Here is a 15,667-nt window from a genome sequence, read left to right as displayed (position 1 = left end):
CCCCTGAAGCGAGCTGCGCTCGCCCAGGGGCGCGGGGAACTGCGCGAGAAGCCACGACGAGAACCGCACCCGACGACGAAAGCAGACTCAGTCCTCCCGATGCCGCAGCAGCAACATCGCCGCGTCATCGTGCAACGGCCCCGCGGCATGCTCGACGAGATCGGTGCGCAGCCGCTCCAGCGCCGCCTGCGGATCGGTGTCCTTGAGGAAGACCACCCGGTCCTCCAGCGGATAGAACATCCCCGCACCGTCACGCGCCTCGCTCACCCCGTCCGTATAGAGGAGGAGTTGGTCGCCGGGCGCGAAGGGGACCGCGTACGGTACGGGCTCGTCCCCGCCGTGCACCCCGAGGCCGAGCGGCAGAGCGTAGTGCGGCGGTTCGGGGAACTCGGTCGTGCCGTCGGCGCGGGCGAGCAGCGGGGCGGGGTGTCCGAAGTTGAGGAACGTGGCCTCGCGCTCGCCCGCGGCCACCTCGACGAGCAGGGCGCTGACGAACCGCTCGCCGAGCAGCTCGCGCTCCAGTGCGCGCTCCAGTCTCTTGCCGAGGCCGGCCAGTTCGGCCTCGTCGTGCGCGGCCTCGCGGAACGCGCCGAGCACCAGCGCCGCGGTCTCCACGGCCTCCAGCCCCTTGCCCTGCACGTCGCCGATGATGACGCGGGTGCCGCCGGGGACGACCACGACCTCGTACAGGTCGCCGCCGATCCGCGCCTGGGCGACGGCCGAGGTGTAGGAGACGGCGACGCGCAGGGCGCCGGCGACGCGCGGGACGGGCCGCAGCAGGACGCGCTGTGCGACCTCGGCGATGGAGCGGACGCTGGCGAGTTCGGCGTCGCGGCGCTCGCGCATCACGACGGCGCCGAGGGCGGCCGCGGTGACTCCGGCGACGCTGATGGAGGCGATGTAGACGCGCCGCTTGCCGAGCGTCCCGTCGGACGCGGCGAGCACCACGCACAGCAGGACGGCGACCGCGCCGATCCGCGCGGTGCGCCGCTTGCCGCCGCTGAGTCCCGCGAAGGCGGGGCCGAGCGCCATCAGGGACAGCAGCCCGAACCCGGTGGGCGTCACCAGCTCGGTGATCACCACCACGCCCATCACCGCGTACGGCAGGGCGGCGAGGGCCCGGCCGGCCGGGAACTTCGCCTTCGTCATCGCACTCCCCCGTCAGGACGGCCCGTCGGCGTTCGGACATGTCGCGCCTTGAGCGTATGCGGGGTTTCTTGGCAACGGATGAGATCGACGTAAATCCGTGACCTGAGGTGACGTTGTGTCAGCGCGCGGCCACACCGGCCGTGTCGTGCTGAGCGGCGAGCCGCACCGGGGCGTTCTGGGCGCCGTACCCGCGGTAGCCGCCGTCGCGCTGGACGAGTTCGAAGAAGACCCGGCCGACGGTGCGCGTGTAGCAGTGCCGGAAGGTGCCGTGCTCGTCCTCGTCGTAGAGGATGCCGAGTTCCCGGTAGGTCTCCAGCTCGCCGGGGGCGAACGCGTGGCGGGCCGCGAGGTCGTCGTAGTAGTTGCCGGGCAGGGCGAGGAGCCGCCCGCCGGCCGCGCGGAAGCGGCGGGCCGCGGTGACCACGTCGTCGGTGGCGAGGGCGATGTGCTGGGCCCGGTCGTGGTCGTCGGCGGGGCCGGGTCCGACGCCGAGGGCGAACCGGACGGCGCCGTCGGCGGTGGAGAAGGCGCGGCTGCGCAGCAGTCCGTACGGGTCGGCGACGTCGACGCTGCCCTGTGCGTCGAGGCCGAGGACTCCGCGGTGGAAGAGCGTGGCCTCGTCGAACTGGTGCCAGGGCTGGGTGAGCGCGAGGTGGTCGACGCGCCGGACGGCGCCGGCCGCGGGCGCCTCTCCGGTGGGCTCGAAGTCCCTTTTCCAGTTGGGGAGTCCGGGCCGGTCGGTGGCGCAGAAGAAGAGTTCGGTGCCGTCGGGCGCGGCGACGGCGTCGAGGAGGACGTCGCCGGTGGCGCGGCGGCGCGGCAGGACCGGGGCGAGCAGCGCCTCGGCGCGCCGGGCGGCACCGGCCGGGTCGGGGCTCTCCAGACCGACGGCGGCGACGACGGTGCCGTCGCGGCGGGCGGCGGGCCCGGTGTTGAGCAGGATGCGGGCCTCGCCCTGCTCCCACAGGTCGACCGGCTTGCCGCGGTGGCGGCCGGTGCGGGTGAAGCCGAGCGCGGTGAGCAGCTCCGTGGCGGGGACGATGTCGGGGGTGACGAGTTCGGCGAAGGCGACGCCGGTGGGGACGACGGGCGCGGGCAGGTCACCCCCGCCCACGGCCTCCCCCACGGGTTCTCCCACGGCTTCCCCCAGGGCGAGCAGCGACCGCAGGGCGTCGACGGCGGCGGGCCCGGCCTCGGCCTGCCGGAACACGTCGTTGAAGACCTCCAGGGACAGCGGCCCGCGATACCCCGCGCGCAGCACGTGCCGCAGCAGTCCGGCGACGTCCAGGTCGCCCTGTCCGGGGAAGCAGCGGTAATGGCGGCTCCACTGGAGGACGTCCATGGCGAGCCGCGGCGCGTCGGCCAGTTGCAGGAAGAAGATCTTGTCGCCGGGGATGTCCTCGATCCCCTGGATGTCCTTGGGGTCCGCGCCGCGGGCGAGGATGTGGAAGCTGTCGAGGCAGGTGCCGAGCGCGGGGTGGCCGGCGGCCTCGACGATGCGCCAGGCGTGGTCGTACGTGTTCACGTGGCGGCCCCAGGCGAGCGCCTCGTAGGCGACGCGGATCCCGGACTCGGCCGCCCGCTCGGCGAGGCGCCCGAGTTGCTCCGCGGCGAGCGCGTCGTCGTCCCGGGCGAGCGGGGAGACGCTGGAGCAGACGAGGAGGGTGTCGGCGCCGAGCCGCCGCATGACGCGGAACTTGTGCTCGGCGCGGCGCAGATTGCGCGCGAACACGTCGGCCGGCACGGCCTCGATGTCGCGCATCGGCTGGTACAGGTCGATGCACAGGCCGAGGTCGGCGCAGAGGGCGCGGATGTCCTCGGGGGACAGCGGGCTGGCGAGCAGGTCGTTCTCGAAGATCTCGACACCGTCGAAACCGGCACGGGCCGCGGCGGTGAGCTTCTCGGTGAGCGAGCCGCTGAGCGAGACGGTGGCGATGCAGGTGCGCACGGCGGACTCCCGGATAATGTACGAACTGGTTCGTTACTCATATCAAGCCGGATGCCTCCTGGGAAGGGACGCGGCACCGTCCCGTCCGGAACGCGGCTTCTACAATCACCCCCAGCACAGGCCACCGCACGTCCGCCCGCCGCTCGAAGGATCGATCCTGATGACCACCACGGAAGAACCGGCGCGGCGCGAGGGCCGCATCCGCGACGCGGCCCGCACCAGGGCCGAGATCCTCGCGGTGGCCACCGAGGAGTTCGCCCGCGCCGGGTACACGGGCGCCCGGGTCGACGAGATCGCGGCCCGCACCCGCACGACGAAGCGGATGATCTACTACTACTTCGGCGGCAAGGAGCAGTTGTTCACCGCGGTCCTGGAGCGCAGCTACACGGTGATCCGCGAGGCCGAGCAGGACGTGGACGTCGAGCACCTCGACCCGGTCGCCGCGATCCGCCGGCTGGCCGAGCTGACCTTCGACCACCACGAGGCGCACCCGGACTTCATCCGGCTGGTGAGCATCGAGAACATCCACGACGCCGAGCACATCGCCGCGTCCCAGACGCTGAGTTCGCTCAACTCCCCCGCGATCGACGTGATCCGCCGGATTCTGGAGGCGGGCCGGGCCGAGGGCGTGTTCACGGCGGACGTGGACGCGGTGGACCTGCACGCGATGATCAGCTCGTTCTGCTTCTTCCGGGTCTCCAACCGGCATACGTTCGGCGCCCTGTTCGGCCGCGACCTGACGGCCGCCGACCGCCGCGAGCACTACCGCACCATGCTCGGCGACATGGTCATCGCCTACCTCACCGCGCGTTAACCGCCTGGCCGGCAGTCGGCCGACGACCGGCCACGACACAGCTCTTGACAGGCCGTTGACACCGGCGCAACATCTCAGGCCATCCACTACTAACTATCCAGTGGGTTAATTAACCGGATGCCGAGCCGAGTGCTTCCCGTCCCCCGAAGGAGCCCGTGTGTCCGTCCCCGCGCCCCCTTTGCCGCAGAGCCAGCCACGCAAGGCGGCACTCGCCGCCTGGATCGGCAGCGCCCTGGAGTACTACGACTTCTTCATCTACGGCAGCGCCGCCGCGCTGGTCTTCCCGAAGGTCTTCTTCGACGAGTCCGATCCGGCGAACGCGGCGCTGCTCTCGCTGGCCACGTTCGGTGTCGCCTACGCCGCCCGCCCCGTCGGCGCGTTCTTCCTCGGGCACGTCGGCGACCGGCTGGGCCGCCGCAGGATCATGGTGTTCACGCTGATCCTGATGGGCCTGTCGACGTTCCTCATCGGCTGTCTGCCGACCCGCGACCAGGTCGGCGGGCTCGCACCCGTCCTGCTGGTCCTGTGCCGGGTGCTGCAGGGCATATCCGCGGCCGGCGAGCAGGCCAGCGCGGGATCGATGTCCCTGGAGCACGCGCCCGAGCACCGCCGCGCGTACTTCACGAGTTTCACGCTCAGCGGCACCCAGGCCGGACAGCTCCTGGCCACGCTGGTGTTCCTGCCGGTCGCGGCGCTCCCGGAGGACCAACTCCTGTCGTGGGGCTGGCGGATCCCGTTCTGGCTGAGCGTGGCCGTCGCCGTCGTCGGCTACGTCATCCGGCGCACCCTGGAGGAGCCGCCGGAGTTCTCCCGGCAGGCGGCGGGGACCGGCAAGGCCGCGCCGCTGCCGCTCGTCGTGCTGCTCACCGAGCACTGGGCGAGTCTGCTCCGGGTGATCGCGGGCGCGCTGGTCGCCTCGGTGAGCACGGTCTTCACGGTGTGGGCCCTGTCGTACGCGACCAGCGACGCGGTCGGCATGGACCGTTCGGCCATGCTGTGGGTGGGCGCCCTGGCGAACGTGGTGGCGCTGGGCACGATCCCGCTGTGGGCCCGGCTCGCCGACCGGGTCGGGCGGCGCCCGGTGTATCTCGTGGGCGCCGTCGGCAGCGCGCCGGCGATGTTCGGCTATCTGTGGGCGATCTCCACGGGCAGTTACGCCCTCACCTTCGTCCTCGGGATCCTCGCCTTCGGTGTCGTCTACAGCGCGGCCAACGCGGTGTGGCCGGCCTTCTACGGCGAGATGTTCCCGACCCGGGTCCGGCTCTCCGGGATGGCGATCGGCACCCAGATCGGCTTCGCGGTCGCCGGGTTCGCGGTGACGTTCGCGGCGCGGATAGCGGGCCCGGACGGCGACGACTGGTCCGCGGTGGCGCTGTTCACGGCGGCGCTGTGCGTACCGCCGGTGATCGCGGCGCTGACGGCACGCGAGACGCACCGGGTGCCGACTCCGCACCTCGGCGAGCGTTCCGTGCCGGCCGCGCCGGTGGACGAGGCACGCCGGGCGACGATCTGACGGAGCGTCGGGCGCGGCCGGGGGCACGGCACAAGCACGTACCCCTCGGCCGCGCCGCCGGTCACGGCGCGGGCTCGCCCGGCTTGGGCGCGACCCGCTTCGGTGCGACCGCCGGCCGACTGTCCTCGCGATCGGCACGGTCCAGGCCCGCGCGTCGTGCCGCGGAGTGGAGGGCCTTGAGGGCGACCAGCAGGACCCCGATGTCGTCCAGGTAGATGGGGTCGGGCAGCAGGTCGACCGGTGAGATCGTGTAGATCACCGCGCCCCAGAACAGGGCCTTGTTGCGCAGCGGGATGCCCGCCTCGACGAGCAGCTTCCGGGCCTTGAACACCCGTACGAGCAGCACCGCGGCGTACGCCAGCATGACCAGGGCGGCGAGTGCCGCCAGTACGAGCCAGGTCTGTCCGTCCATACCTCTCCTCCGTGCCCCGCCCACGGCCGGGGTGCGCCGCGCCGTCCGTCACGCGATCATGGAGCCCGGATCCCGGCCCGCACAAGGAGGACGGTTCGTGCTCATCTACGTGGCGATGATCCTGGGGGCGGTCAGCGTGGTCTGCATAGGTGTCACGGCGCGCCAGCTCGCGGCGGACCGTGTCGCGCTCACGCCGCCGGCCACCGCGCTGTGCACCGCTGTGCTGTCGGTGGCGCTGATGCTGGCGGCGGCCTGCACCGGCCAGTGATCAGTCGGCCGTCCCCTCGTCCTCCTCCACCAGGTGCATGGCGGCCTCCTCCGCCGACGCGGCACCGCCGCCGAAGCCGACATCCATGGCGACCATGTCCTTCTCGGCGTCCTCGTGGGCGCCTTCGTCGGGCGCGACGAGCCGTCCCGCGCGCAGCGCCCCCACCTCGGCGTCGACGGGCTCGCCCGCGCCGCCGGCCAGGTCACCGATGCCGTCGCCCGCGCCGTCGCCCGACTCCAGCGCCTCGTACTCCTCGACCACGGGGTCCGGACGCTCCTCGGCCAGCCGCTCGTCGAGACTCTCGCCGCGCAGCCGCTCGGCCGCCGTGGTCCCGCTGTGCTCGACACCCAGCGGCCGCTCCGGCGGCGACCACCCCTCGTCGTAGGGGTCGACCCCTCGGTCGTAGAGGGTGTCCTCCACCTCGAGGATGCCCTCGTCCTCCCGGGCGTCGGGATCACCCGGCTGGTACACCTCGTCGCCCATGGCCGTGACGTCGCTCTGCTCGGTCATCCGGTGTCTCCTCCTTCCGGGTCCCCGTTGCTTGTCGTCCCTGTCGCTTATCCAGTCTGCGCCCGATCACGCCCGTCGGCCGTGCGGACGGGGCGCTAACCGACCGTGTGAAAATTCTTGACAGGACCCCGACAGGCCGGGAAATTGGCTGAGCCACTCGACCAATGGAGTCGCCCGTGTCCCCGGAACTTCTGTCCGTCCTCGTCCTCGCGGTGATCTTCGTGATCGCCACCACGCGCTCCGTCAACATGGGCGCCCTGGCGTTCGCCGCCGCCTTCGCCGTCGGCGGGCTCGCCGCCGATCTCGACGCCGACGCCGTGTTCGCGGGCTTCCCCGGCGATCTGTTCGTGGTCCTCGCCGGCGTCACCTATCTGTTCGCCATCGCCCGCGCCAACGGTACGACCGACTGGCTGGTGCATGCCGCGGTGCGCCTGGTGGGCGGGCGGGTCGCGCTGATCCCGTGGGTGATGTTCGCCGTCACGGCGGCGCTCACCGCGATCGGCGCGGTCAGCCCGGGAGCGGTCGCCATCGTGGCGCCCCTGGCCCTCGGCTTCGCCGCCCAGTACGGGATCAGCCCGCTGCTGATGGGGATCATGGTGGTCCACGGCGCACAGGCGGGCGGTTTCTCGCCGACGAGCGTGTACGGCTCCACGGTGAACAGCATCGTCGACCGCGAGCACCTGCCGGGCAACGAGGGTGCGCTGTTCCTGGCCAGCCTCGTCGTGAACACGGTCATCGCGGGCATCGTCTACGTGACTCTGCGGCGCCGCGGCGGCGTTCCGTCCCGGCCGCCCCACGAGCGGGTCGCGGTGGGCACCGCCGGTAGCGGCGGAGGCGGCGGTGGCGGTCCGGTGCAGGATCCGCCGGAGACCACCGGGACGAGTTCCTCCGGCACCAGCACCACTGATACGGCCACAGCGGCGGGCACGGCGGTGCCGACCGCTCCGCGGCTGGACGCGCCGATCGCCGTCACGCTCACCGGCCTGGTGGCCCTCGTCGTCTGCGCGCTCGCCTTCGACCTCGACGTGGGCCTGACGGCGATCACGATCGCCGTGCTGCTGAGCGTCGTGTGGCCCGCGACCAGCAGGACGGCGGTCGCCGAGATCTCCTGGTCCACGGTCTTCCTCATCTGCGGGGTGCTCACCTACGTCGGTGTCCTGGACGAGATGGGCACGATCACGTGGGCGGGCGACGCCGTCAGCGGTATCGGCGCCCCCCTGCTCGCGGCCCTGCTGCTCTGCTACATCGGCGCGATCGTGTCGGCGTTCGCCTCCTCGGTCGGGATCATGGGAGCGCTGATCCCGCTGGCCGTGCCGTTCCTCGCGGCGGGCGAGGTGGGGGCGGTGGGCATGGTGGCGGCTCTCGCCGTCTCGGCGACGGTGGTCGACGTCAGCCCGTTCTCGACCAATGGCGCGCTGGTTCTCGCCAATGCCGAGGAGGTGGACCGGGAGCGGTTCTTCCGGCAGCTGATGGTCTACGGGGCGGTGGTCGTGGTCGTCGCGCCGGTCGTGGTGTGGCTGGCGCTGGTGGTGCCGGGCGGCATCTGACGGGCCCGGGGGCTCCTCGGGCGCGCGGGCGCGAGGATGCGCGCGTCCGGCGGAGCTGTCCTGCCGAGCCCGCCGGTTCGGGGACAGGGACGTACCCCATGGGGTGGGCCTGCCCGGCGATCCCTTACATGATCTTGCCGGGGTGGAACATCTGTCGGTGTCCGCCTCCCGTGCCGCACGGCGCGGGAGATCCGTCAGTCTTCTTCAGCGGAACGAGGTCGTCGCATGCGCCGCACCGGATTCCTTACCCTGTCCCTCTCTCTGGCCGCGCTCCCCGCCCTGGTCGTCGCCCCCGCGGGCCCGGCCGCGGCGGACGACGCGCTCACCGTGACCGCCCCGGCCACGGGCTCCGTGCACCGCGCGGGCGGCAGCGTCTTCGTGACCTGGCGCAACACCACCGGGCACGAGCTGGACATGTGGCTCGTGCACGGGGGCGACGGCCGCGTGATACGGCTCGCGGCCAAGCTGAGCGGCGCCTCTCAGGGCGAGACCGCCACGGTGCTGCCGACCGTCGTGAACGGCGAGGGGTACACGATCGAGCTGGCCGCCCGTGCGGGCGGTGCCCGCGCCTACAGCGGGTCGTTCGCCGTGGCCCCGCAGGTGCGCGCCGCGCGCTGACCGCCCGCCCCGCGCACCGCCCGCACGGGCAGGGCGCCGACGACGAGCCCGGCCGTGGCCGCCAGCGCTCCGACGGCCACGACGGCGGTCCAGCCGCCGCTCCACGCTGCCGTGCCGCACAGCGATCCGACGGCGATGCCGAGGAAGCGCAGCGTGAAGTAGAGGGTGTTCAGTCGGCTGTGCAGAGCCGGGTCGAGCGTGAACAGGACGGTCTGGCAGACCACTTGGCCGCCCCACACGCCGACGTCGAGCACAATGACGCCGAGCACGATCGCGGTGAGCGAGCCGCCGGGCAGCGTCACCAGCCAGCCGACGACGACCAGGGTGGTGAGCAGGGACGTCGCGCGGCGCCGGCCGAGGCGCTCCGCGAGCCGTCCGGCGTACGGCGAGGCGAGCGCGCTCACCGCCGCCACCAGGCCGAACAGTCCGACGGCGGCCGGACCCAGGTGGTGGCGTCCGGTCAGCAGGAACGCCAGCGCCGTCCAGAACGCGCCGAACGCGATCCCGACCAGCGCCCCGGACGTCACGACCCGCGCGACGAGCGGCTGCCGGACGAGCCCCGGCAGCGAGGCGAGGACCGCCCCGTACGACGAGGGGGCGGTGGCCGGGACCGCGGGGAGCGTACGGGCGAGTACGCCGACCAGGGCGAGGGTGAGCAGACACGAGACGCCGTACACGGCACGCCATCCGACGAGGTCGGCGAGGGCTCCGGCGTAGGCGCGCGAGGCGAGCACCCCGACGAGCAGTCCGCCCTGCACGGCGCCGACGGCCCTGCCCCGTCCGCTGCCCCGCCTCTCCGCGGCTGTCGCCACGGCGAGCGGGGTGACGAGCTGGGGCACCGGTGAGCACACGCCGACGGCGAAGCCCGCCACGGTCAGCAGCGTGACCGACGGGGCGAGCGCGCACGCGGCGAGGGCCGCCGCGCCGGACACGCCCAGGGTGAGGACGATCCGTCGCCGGTCGTGGCTGTCGCCCGCGGGCACGATCAGCAGGATGCCCGCCGCGTAGCCGAGCTGGGTGGCGGTGGCGACGGCGCCGACGGCGTCCGGGCGCACGCCGAACGAGGCGGCGACGGCGGCGGGGAGGGGCTGGCAGAGATAGACGTTGGCGGCGGTCACCGCGCAGGTGACGGCGAGCAGGAGGGTCAGGCTTCGGGGGCGCGGCCGGTCGGCGGTCGCGCGGATCGAGGGGGTCACATGGGTCGACGGTAGGCGCGGCCCGGATGGCATACTTTCGAGGTTCAGCCACCATCTGTCGAGAGTGCGCCATGTACGGCAAGAGCGAGGACCGCGACGACTACCAGGACGTGCCGAGGCCGCTCGCGGCGATGGCCCGGGACCTGGCCGACGGCCACCACATCCCGCCGCACCACCACCGGCGCGCGCAGCTCATCTACGGCACGACGGGCGCCATCACCGTCACCACGGGGCAGGGTTCCTGGGTGGTGCCCGCCACCCGTGGGGCCTGGATCCCGGGCGGTCTTGAGCATGCGATGACGTGCGCGGGGGCGGTCGCCATGCGCACGCTCTATGTCGCCCCGGGCGCGGCGCACCGGATGCCTGCCGTACCCACCGTCGTCTCCGTGTCGCCACTGCTGCGCGAACTGATCGACGAGGCGACCCGGCTGCCCGTCCACTACGACGTGCGCGGCCGTGACGGCGTCCTCATGAGGTTGCTGCTGCACGAGCTGGCGCCGCATCCGGTGACCGCCCTGCACCTGCCCGCCCCCTCGGACCCGGCGCTGGCGGAGCTGTGCGCGGCCGTCCGGCGGCGGCCCGGTGAGCGCTGGACGACCGGGGCGGCCGCGGCGCACGCCCATCTCAGTACGCGCAGTCTGCAACGCCGGTTCACGGCCGCGACCGGGATGAGCCTGGCCCGCTGGGTGCAGCAGGCCAGGCTCGTGCACGCGGTGACGCTGCTCGCGCGCGGTACCCCCGTCACGGCGGTGGCCGGTTCGGTCGGCTATGCGACGCCGAGCGCGTTCACGGCGATGTTCCACCGCGCGCTCGGGGCGTCGCCGACCGGGTACTTCAGGGGATCCGTGTGATGTCGTGCCGCACCGATTCGGCGCCGGGATCCACCGTGACCAGTTCGGCGCGGGGTGCGTGCCGCGCGCCGGAGACGACCAGGGTGTGGGTGCCGGGCGGGACCGTCTCCACCGTGTAACCGCCGTGGTGCACCTGTGCCTTGGCGAGGCGTTTGCCGTGGGCGCTGATCACGGTGATCCAGGAGGGGCAACCCTCGGGGTGGGTGTCGCAGCGCACGGTGCCGGTCAGCCGGGCGGTGCCGGTGGCGCGGGTCCGTGCCTGCGGTTCGCCCCAGGCCGCCATCAGCGCGCGGGTGGTGCGCTGCATCGGTGTGGTGGCGGCGGGTGCCGCGCGTCCCGGCGCGGCCACCGGGAGACCGACCTGCTCGGCGTAGGCGGCGAGCGCCTCGTCCAGCGCGGCGAGCTCCCGCAGTGCCGTACGCAGCCGGCCGGCGCGCGGGCCGGGCGCGGCGGGGGCGAGTTCGGTCTCCAGTTCGCGCACGAGCGGGCCGACGCGTCGCCAGGCGCCTTCCGGTTCGCCGGTCGCGTAGAACCGGTCGAGTTCCTTCAGGGACGCGGTGAGCGTCTGCGTCACGAGACGGGCCCGCTCGGCCAGACGCGGGGGCAGGTCGACGTCGATGTCGGCGGCCGCGGCGAGGGAGCGGGCGTGCCCGGTCGCCGTGGCGAGCAGGGCCACCCGGTGGTCGGCGGACGGGCCGCGCACGCCGAGCGGCATCCGCACCAGGGGCTGGACGATGCCCTGCACCTGGAGCAGTGCGGCGTCCACGGTGCGGGCGGCGCCGCGCAGCCGTACCGGGGCCTCGGGCCCGTCCCAGCGCTGCTCGACCTGCTGGATCACCTGGGCGAGCGCGTCGACCCAGCCGCGTTCGGCCTCCTTGACGACGGTGCGGCGGGAGAGCGGGAAGATCAGTGCGGCGCAGGCGGTGGCGACGAGGACGCCGATGCCGTTGTCCAGGATCCGCTCCCCCATCAGGTGTTCCATGCCGCTGTCGGGGGTGGTCAGGGCGTAGAGCTGGGTGAGGGCGACGACGAGGCCGACGACCCAGAAGGCGTACGCGCGCTGGATGCCCCAGGCGCCGAGCGAGAGTCCGGCGACGATGACGGCGAGCGTGGCGTAGACGTGGTCGCGGCCGATGAGGTGGAGCAGGACGATGCCGAGGACGGCGCCGACGGCGGTGCCGACCATGCGGTGGGCGAACTTGCGCAGCCGTTCGTGGGTGGTGTTGGTGCCGAAAAGCGTGATCATCACGCCGACCAGGCCCCAGTAGAAGCGGCGCGGGTCGATGGCGTCGGCGATGGGGCAGACGATGGCGGCGGCGATCGCGGCGTGCACGGGGACGCGGATGTACGGCACCGCGCGCCGCCAGCCGGTTTCGGCGCCCGCGGCGAGGACGCGGCGGGCCGGTCCCGCGGAGCCGGGGAGCCGGTTGTTCTCCAGGGCGACGGTCGGCTGGAACGGGACGTCGGCCGGGTTCGCGCAGGTGCGCTGTCCGAGGGCGAGCCAGTTGCCGAGGGCGTCCGCGAGGATGTTCAGGAGGTCGCCGGTGCGGCGGGCGAGGACGGCGGCCTCGACGGCGTCGGCGGGCGCGCCGGCGTCGCGCAGGATCGCCTCGGCCCGTTCCTGGATGTGGGCGGCGGCCGGGCGCAGGCCCTCGGCGCGGCCGAGCGGGGTGTCGCGGGCCAGGACCAGGCCGACGGCGAGGGCTTTGCGCAGCGGCCCGGGCACGGGCAGCCGGGTCAGGTCGGCGGCGGCCTGGCCGATGCCGCGCAGGGCGAGTTCGGCGTCGAAGAGGTGGCGGTGCAGGAGTTCGGCGGCGGCCGGGTCGGCGGCGACCTCGGGCTGGGCGAGCCGGCCGTCGATGGTGACGGTGGTGATGTTGAGGCGGCGCAGGGCGCGGGTCATCCGGCGTACGGCCCGCTGCTGATCGGCGTCGGGATCGAGCGCGTCGACGGCGGCGTCGGCGACCCGGCGGGCCTCGACGACGAAGGCGCGCTGGGTGCGCAGCAGGTCCTCGCGGGGCATCGGGAAGCAGAGCAGCAGCCGGGTCGCGAGGACGGCGGCCGCGGCCACCAGGGCCACGGCGAAGGCCTTGCCGACGAGGTCGGCGGGGATCCCGGCGAGCATGCCGACCATCAGGCCGTTGAACAGCATCATGCCGGTGATCAGCGCGAACGGCCCGAACCTGGCGAGGAAGAAGGTCAGCGCGAGCGCGGCGACCATCAGGGTCATCTGCGCGAGGCGCTGCCCGTCCAGGGTCGCGCACACCCAGAGCACCGCGCTGTAGGGGAACGGCATCCACAGGATCGCGCGGGCGAGCCGGTCCCAGGTGTTCTCGGCGACCGCGAAGGCGCTCATCAGGCCCATCATCCCGGCGACCATCATGCCGATCATGACGGGGATGTTCAGCGCCTGGGCCGTCCAGTAGCCGACGGCCAGCGAGGTGACCATGGCGACCAACGACCGCCAGCCCGACTGCAGTTGGCCGAGGCCGGGGTCGGCGGCGAGCACCCAGTCCCACCATCTGCGGGGTCCGGCGACCCGGTGCGGGGCGAGGCCCGCCGCGGCGCTGCTCTCGGCGGTGACGGACAGGTCAGGCAGGGTGCCCGGGGTGGTCAACTGGCCTCCGATTCGACGGTGTTCACGGGTGCGTTCTGGGCGGTCAGGGCATCCACCAGAGGGATGATCGCGGCCCGGGCGGCGGCGACCGCGCGCTCCGATTCCACGACTCTCTCGGCGCTGTCGGCGTCCTCGGCCTTCTCGGTGCCGCCGTCGAGGGCGGCGAGCAGGGCGGCGGCCATCCGCTGCCGGCCCCGCTCCAGCAGGCCGCGCCCGGCGTCGCTGAGCGAGGTCTCCACGGCCCGCCGGTCGTCCTCGCAGCGGCGCCGCTCGACGAGACCGGCCTCCTGGAGCTGCTGCAGGATGACGGTGACCCGGGGCTGGGCCATGCCGGTGCGCGCGGCGAGCGCGGTCACCCGGCTCGGCCCCTCCTCCAGCGCGTCGAGCACGGCGACCTGGCTGCGGGTGAGTCCGAACTCACCTGCCTTGAAGAGGATTTGGGACAGTTGCGCGATCCCGCGCAGCAGCCCCCGGGCGGCACCTTCGATGCGCCGCGCCCCGACGACGTCGACCGCACTGCGGGCCGACTCCTCAGATAGATGCATATAGAAAGAATATACATGCCGCTTACACTCTTTCGGTCGCGGGGTGCCTCCCGATGTCGCGCCACGCCGGGGCGACGTAGCGTGACGTTCATGTGCTGGAGTGCGACGGCGGATCTGGTGGCGGGCGGCGCGATCACCGCGGTGGGGATCGCCTGCGTGGCCCGCGCAGCCCGCACCCGGCGCCGCGCCCTGCCGCTCGCGGCCCTCCCGCTGCTGCTCGGGGCGCACCAGATCATCGAGGCGCTGATCTGGAACGACGGCGGCGGCAGCGGGCCCGCCACGATCGCGTGGGCGGTGATCGCACTGCCACTGCTCCCCCTGTGGGTGCCGGTGGGAGTGCTGTGCGCCGCCCCGCGCCACGCGCGGCGCAGGCTGGCGCTGCCGCTCGCGTCCGGCGTCGCCACGTCGGCGGTGCTCGCGTACGTACTGGCGACGAGCACGGTCACGGCCGAGGTGCGCGGGCACACGATGGGCTACGCGATCGGGCTGCCGCACGCCCCGTGGCTGCTCGCCGGATATCTGCTCGCGACGATCGGCTCGCTGCTGCTGTCGGGCGAGGCGGGTCTCGTACTGCTCGGGGTGCTGGCCGGGGTGGGCGCGGCCGTGTGTGCGGCGCTGTGGCGCTGGGAGTTCATCTCGACGTGGTGCGCCCTCGCCGCCGTCTGCTCGGTGGTCCTGTACGGGTGGTCGGGCGGCGCTCCCCGTACGCGACGGCCCGCCGTCAGCTGAAGCTGCGCCGGTACGCCTGCGGGCTGACGCCGGTCGTGCGCTTGAAGCGGTCGCGGAAGGCCGTCGGGGAACCGAATCCGACCTGTGCGGCGATCCGCTCCACCGGGTGCCCGGTGGTCTCCAGGAGGTGCTGGGCGCGGCGGATGCGCGCGAGGTGCAGCCATTGCAGCGGTGTGGTGCCGGTCTGTTCGCGGAACCGGCGCATCAGCGTGCGGGTGCTGATCCCGGCGTGCGCCGCGATGTCGGCCAGGGCGAGATCGCGGCTCAGGTTGTCCTGGAGCCAGTCGAGCAGCGGCTCGAACGACGAGCCCTGCGGGGCGGGCGGCCGGGCGTGGACGATGAACTGGGCCTGACCGCCCTCGCGCTCCAGCGGCATGACCGACAGGCGGGCGGCGTCGGCCGCGACCGCCGAGCCGTAGTCGCGCCGGATCATGTGCAGGCACAGGTCGAGTCCGGCGGCGGCGCCCGCCGAGGTGAGGATCTGGCCGTTGTCGACGTAGAGGACGTCCGCGTCGACCTCGATCCGCGGGTACGCGGCGGCCAGCGCGTCGGCGGCGATCCAGTGGGTGGTGGCGCGCAACCCGTCGAGGAGTCCGGTCGCCGCGAGGGGGAACGTGCCCGCGCAGATGGAGGCGATCCGCGTGCCGTCGGCCGCTGCCGCCCGCAGCGCGTCGCGCACGGCGGGCGCGAGCGGTGCCAGGGGTGCGGCCGTCCCGGGCACGATGATCGTGTCCGCGCCGCGCAGCCCGTCGAGCCCCCACGGCGCACGGATCCGGAAGGCGCCGGCGTCGACCTCGGGCTCCTCGGCGCAGACGCGTACCTGGTAGCCGGAACGGCCGTCGGGCAGCCGGGTGCGTGCGAACACCTCGATGGGGGTGGACAGGTCGAAGGGAATCACCTGGTTCAGGGCGAGCAGCGCGACGGTGTGCATGGCGTGAACTTATCTCGCT

At 73.4% G+C, this 15,667-nt stretch carries 15 protein-coding genes; 7 read left to right on the top strand and 8 right to left on the bottom strand.

Going from position 1 to position 15,667, the window contains the following annotated elements; translation table 11 throughout:
- Nucleotides 1-87: 87 nt before the first annotated feature.
- A complete protein-coding gene (locus ACFVDP_RS30520; RefSeq protein ID WP_383496657.1) occupies nt 88-1,149 on the bottom strand; it encodes a PP2C family protein-serine/threonine phosphatase in 1,062 nt (353 codons plus the stop codon).
- 118 nt (nt 1,150-1,267) lie between these two features.
- Nucleotides 1,268-3,097 (bottom strand): bifunctional sugar phosphate isomerase/epimerase/4-hydroxyphenylpyruvate dioxygenase family protein, encoded by a 1,830-nt coding sequence (locus ACFVDP_RS30515; RefSeq protein ID WP_383496654.1) that lies wholly within the window; start codon nt 3,095-3,097, stop codon nt 1,268-1,270.
- Between the two features lie 160 nt (nt 3,098-3,257).
- Between ACFVDP_RS30515 and ACFVDP_RS30510 the strand changes: the two genes are divergently transcribed.
- The gene (locus tag ACFVDP_RS30510; RefSeq protein WP_383496651.1) at nt 3,258-3,911 is read left to right on the top strand and encodes a TetR/AcrR family transcriptional regulator; all 654 of its coding nucleotides are present in this window, start codon (nt 3,258-3,260) and stop codon (nt 3,909-3,911) included.
- 157 nt (nt 3,912-4,068) lie between these two features.
- Nucleotides 4,069-5,424, top strand: coding sequence for an MFS transporter (locus tag ACFVDP_RS30505; RefSeq protein ID WP_383496648.1), 1,356 nt, complete (start codon nt 4,069-4,071; stop codon nt 5,422-5,424).
- A 61-nt stretch (nt 5,425-5,485) separates the two neighbouring features.
- Here the strand turns inward: ACFVDP_RS30505 and ACFVDP_RS30500 are convergent, their stop codons facing one another.
- Entirely contained in the window at nt 5,486-5,836 is a 351-nt protein-coding gene (locus ACFVDP_RS30500; RefSeq protein WP_383496645.1) for a YkvA family protein, read from the bottom strand.
- A 97-nt stretch (nt 5,837-5,933) separates the two neighbouring features.
- Between ACFVDP_RS30500 and ACFVDP_RS30495 the strand changes: the two genes are divergently transcribed.
- Nucleotides 5,934-6,104: a hypothetical protein gene (locus ACFVDP_RS30495; protein WP_383496642.1), complete on the top strand. Its 171-nt coding sequence runs from the start codon at nt 5,934-5,936 to the stop codon at nt 6,102-6,104.
- Here the strand turns inward: ACFVDP_RS30495 and ACFVDP_RS30490 are convergent, their stop codons facing one another.
- Nucleotides 6,105-6,614, bottom strand: coding sequence for a DUF5709 domain-containing protein (locus ACFVDP_RS30490; RefSeq protein ID WP_383496639.1), 510 nt, complete (start codon nt 6,612-6,614; stop codon nt 6,105-6,107).
- A gap of 176 nt (nt 6,615-6,790) precedes the next feature.
- On the opposite strand from ACFVDP_RS30490, the gene ACFVDP_RS30485 reads away from it, so the two are divergent.
- Both ACFVDP_RS30485 and ACFVDP_RS30480 read left to right on the top strand, forming a co-directional pair.
- The gene (locus ACFVDP_RS30485) at nt 6,791-8,161 is read left to right on the top strand and encodes an SLC13 family permease (RefSeq protein WP_383496636.1); all 1,371 of its coding nucleotides are present in this window, start codon (nt 6,791-6,793) and stop codon (nt 8,159-8,161) included.
- A gap of 225 nt (nt 8,162-8,386) precedes the next feature.
- On the top strand, nt 8,387-8,779 hold the full coding sequence (locus ACFVDP_RS30480) for a Ser-Thr-rich GPI-anchored membrane family protein (RefSeq protein WP_383496633.1): 393 nt from the start codon (nt 8,387-8,389) through the stop codon (nt 8,777-8,779).
- On the opposite strand, the gene ACFVDP_RS30475 is transcribed toward ACFVDP_RS30480, so the two are convergent.
- Nucleotides 8,731-9,975 carry an MFS transporter gene (locus ACFVDP_RS30475; protein WP_383496630.1) on the bottom strand — a complete coding sequence of 415 codons (1,245 nt, stop codon included), beginning with the start codon at nt 9,973-9,975 and terminating at the stop codon, nt 8,731-8,733. The two genes, ACFVDP_RS30480 and ACFVDP_RS30475, sit on opposite strands and share 49 nt — an antisense overlap.
- Before the next feature lie 71 nt (nt 9,976-10,046).
- Here ACFVDP_RS30475 and ACFVDP_RS30470 point away from each other — a divergent pair, with 71 nt between their 5' ends.
- Nucleotides 10,047-10,826 (top strand): helix-turn-helix domain-containing protein, encoded by a 780-nt coding sequence (locus ACFVDP_RS30470; protein WP_383496627.1) that lies wholly within the window; start codon nt 10,047-10,049, stop codon nt 10,824-10,826.
- On the opposite strand, the gene ACFVDP_RS30465 is transcribed toward ACFVDP_RS30470, so the two are convergent.
- Together ACFVDP_RS30465 and ACFVDP_RS30460 are read right to left on the bottom strand one after the other, a co-directional pair.
- Nucleotides 10,810-13,443 carry an FUSC family protein gene (locus ACFVDP_RS30465; protein ID WP_383496624.1) on the bottom strand — a complete coding sequence of 878 codons (2,634 nt, stop codon included), beginning with the start codon at nt 13,441-13,443 and terminating at the stop codon, nt 10,810-10,812. The genes ACFVDP_RS30470 and ACFVDP_RS30465 overlap by 17 nt on opposite strands.
- Nucleotides 13,440-13,988: a MarR family winged helix-turn-helix transcriptional regulator gene (locus ACFVDP_RS30460; protein ID WP_383496621.1), complete on the bottom strand. Its 549-nt coding sequence runs from the start codon at nt 13,986-13,988 to the stop codon at nt 13,440-13,442. Before ACFVDP_RS30460 ends, ACFVDP_RS30465 begins: the two co-directional genes overlap by 4 nt.
- A gap of 90 nt (nt 13,989-14,078) precedes the next feature.
- Between ACFVDP_RS30460 and ACFVDP_RS30455 the strand changes: the two genes are divergently transcribed.
- A complete protein-coding gene (locus ACFVDP_RS30455; RefSeq protein WP_383496618.1) occupies nt 14,079-14,717 on the top strand; it encodes a DUF6629 family protein in 639 nt (212 codons plus the stop codon).
- Here the strand turns inward: ACFVDP_RS30455 and ACFVDP_RS30450 are convergent.
- Complete coding sequence (locus ACFVDP_RS30450) at nt 14,710-15,648, bottom strand: GlxA family transcriptional regulator (RefSeq protein ID WP_383496615.1); 939 nt, start codon at nt 15,646-15,648, stop codon at nt 14,710-14,712. The genes ACFVDP_RS30455 and ACFVDP_RS30450 overlap by 8 nt on opposite strands.
- Nucleotides 15,649-15,667: the final 19 nt, after the last annotated feature.

Origin of the sequence: Streptomyces sp. NPDC057694, assembly GCF_042799415.1 — a bacterium.
Classification (GTDB): domain Bacteria; phylum Actinomycetota; class Actinomycetes; order Streptomycetales; family Streptomycetaceae; genus Streptomyces.
This window is presented reverse-complemented; position numbering and strand designations above follow the sequence as displayed.